Annotated in this window: 2 protein-coding genes and 1 pseudogene; all 3 read left to right on the top strand. The window is 60.3% G+C overall.

All coding sequences use genetic code 11. The features are described from left to right. Positions 1-174: 174 nt before the first annotated feature. Positions 175-291 (top strand): annotated as a pseudogene (locus BJ928_RS39865) (transposase); the annotation flags it as partial. Between the two features lie 251 nt (positions 292-542). Then, the gene (gene tnpB, locus BJ928_RS38395; protein ID WP_047637286.1) at positions 543-896 is read left to right on the top strand and encodes an IS66 family insertion sequence element accessory protein TnpB; all 354 of its coding nucleotides are present in this window, start codon (positions 543-545) and stop codon (positions 894-896) included. 62 nt (positions 897-958) lie between these two features. Then, positions 959-2,053, top strand: a 1,095-nt coding sequence (locus BJ928_RS38390; protein ID WP_047637285.1) for an IS66 family transposase, incomplete at its 3' end; no start/stop codon positions are given.

The following is a 2,053-nucleotide window of genomic DNA, read 5'->3' as shown; positions in this document are numbered from 1 at the left end:
GTAAGCGCCGTCTTTGTCCCATTTTGTCCGCTGCTTTTTGAGCATGGTTTCTCATGCGAGAAGGCTTCCATGTTATCTGGAAGCTGAATGATGGATGATGGATTTGTTGGTCGCTATGAGGTTGTTGAGCCGCGCGGCGGTAACCGGCGGTGGCCTGATGACGTGAAGGCTCGCATTGTCGAGGAAAGCCTTGAGCCTGGTGCGCGCGTTGTGGATGTCGCGCGTCGTCACGGTGTCATAGCAAACCAACTTTCCGATTGGCGACGTCAGGTGCGCGACGGCATTCTGGCCCTGCCGTTTGCGGCGTCAACGACGCCGTCGTCGCACGATGGCGGCGAGCCGGCATTCGTGCCTCTGGCAATCGCTGCGGAGCCGCCTGAGCCTGTCAATCCTTTGTCGACGCCAAAACTGGCCTCCGACTGGCCGCAGGCGGGATCAGCGGTGTTGACGTTGGAGATTGGCTCAGACGTTGTGATGCGAATTCCTGATGATGTGCTGGTGGAACGGGTCGCTGCTCTGGTTCGCGCTGTGCGAGGAGCGTCATGATCGTCGCTGGCCAACGCCTGCCGATCCTGATTGCAACACGGCCGGTGGACTTCCGCTGTGGGCATCAGGCGCTGGCTCTGATGGTGCAGACCGAGTTGAAGCTCGACCCGCATTCCGGGGTGACGGTGATCTTCCGGTCGAAGCGCGGTGATCGTCTGAAGATCCTGGTATGGGATGGCACCGGCATGGTGCTGACCTACAAAATTCTTGAACATGGAAGCTTTGCCTGGCCCAAGGTTCAGGATGGAACGATGCGTCTTTCCAGGGGGCAATACGAAGCGTTATTCGAGGGGCTCGACTGGCGGCGAGTGATGGCGCAACGGGTGATCGCGCCGTCGGCGGCAGGGTGAACATCCCGCTGCCTTTGCATTGTTTTATTTGGCTTTTCTGTGCTGCCTTGCTATGAGGCGGCATGTCGTCGCCGCTTGATCTCAGCCTGTTTCCGGACCTTCCGCCAGAGGTGGTAAAAGCCTTTGGGGCGATGCAGTTCGAACTGTCGGTCGAGCGTGCCGCACGTCAGCATGAGCAGGCTGTGGTGGCCGAAAAGGACGCCTTCATCGCCGAGTTGAAGGAACTGGTCGAGAAGCTTGAAGGTCAGGTTCACGACTATCGGCGCACGAAGTTTGGGCCGAAATCGGAAAAGCTCGATCCGGCGCAGATGGAACTGGCGCTAGAAGACCTTGAAACGGCGATTGCCGAAACACAGGCGCGGATCGCCGCCGTCGAGAAACAGATCGACGCCAGCGCATCCGATCTGGACAAGGCCGTTCCTCGCAAGGAGCGCAAGGCCCGTGCACTGCCCGAACACCTGCCACGAGTCGAGAGAGTGATCGAGCCCGAGAGCATCGTTTGTCCCTGCGGTTGCGGCAACATGGTCCAGATCGGCGAAGATCGGACGGAACGGCTCGACCGGGTCCCGGCACGCTACGAGGTGATCGTCACGATCCGCCCGAAATACGCATGCCCCAAAGGTCGAACGGGCGTCGTCCAGGCCAGAGCGCCAGCGCATCTTTTGGAAGGGAGCTGGCCGACCGAAGCCCTTCTGGCTGAGATTGCCGTCTCCAAGCATTCCGAACATATGCCGCTCAACCGGCAGGCCGAAGTCATGGCGCGACATGGGGTGCCGATAGACCGCACGGTCCTTTCCGATTGGATGGGGCGCACGGGCAGCGAAATCGCACCGGTGGTCGACCACATGGCAAAAGGGCTGCTGTGGGAAAGCACGCGGCTCTATGTCGACGAGACCACGGCCCCGGTGCTGGATCCTGGGCGAGGCAAGACGAAGACCGGCTATCTATGGGCCGTGTTGCGTGACGATCGCGGCTGGAATGGCTCCGCGCAGTCGGGCGTGGTGTTCCATTATCGGCCTGGGCGTAAAGGAGAATATGCCGCTGAAATCCTCGACGGCTTCAACGGCACAATCCAGGTCGATGCATACGGAGGCTATTCTCACCTCGCCACGTCGGATCGTATCGGCGGTGCTCCGCTGAAGTTGGCTTTCTGTTGG

This window comes from Rhizobium sp. WW_1 (assembly GCF_003610155.1).
Lineage (GTDB): Bacteria > Pseudomonadota > Alphaproteobacteria > Rhizobiales > Rhizobiaceae > Rhizobium > Rhizobium tropici_A.
The sequence above is the reverse complement of the archived record's forward strand: the minus strand, read 5'-3'. Positions and strand labels throughout refer to the sequence as shown.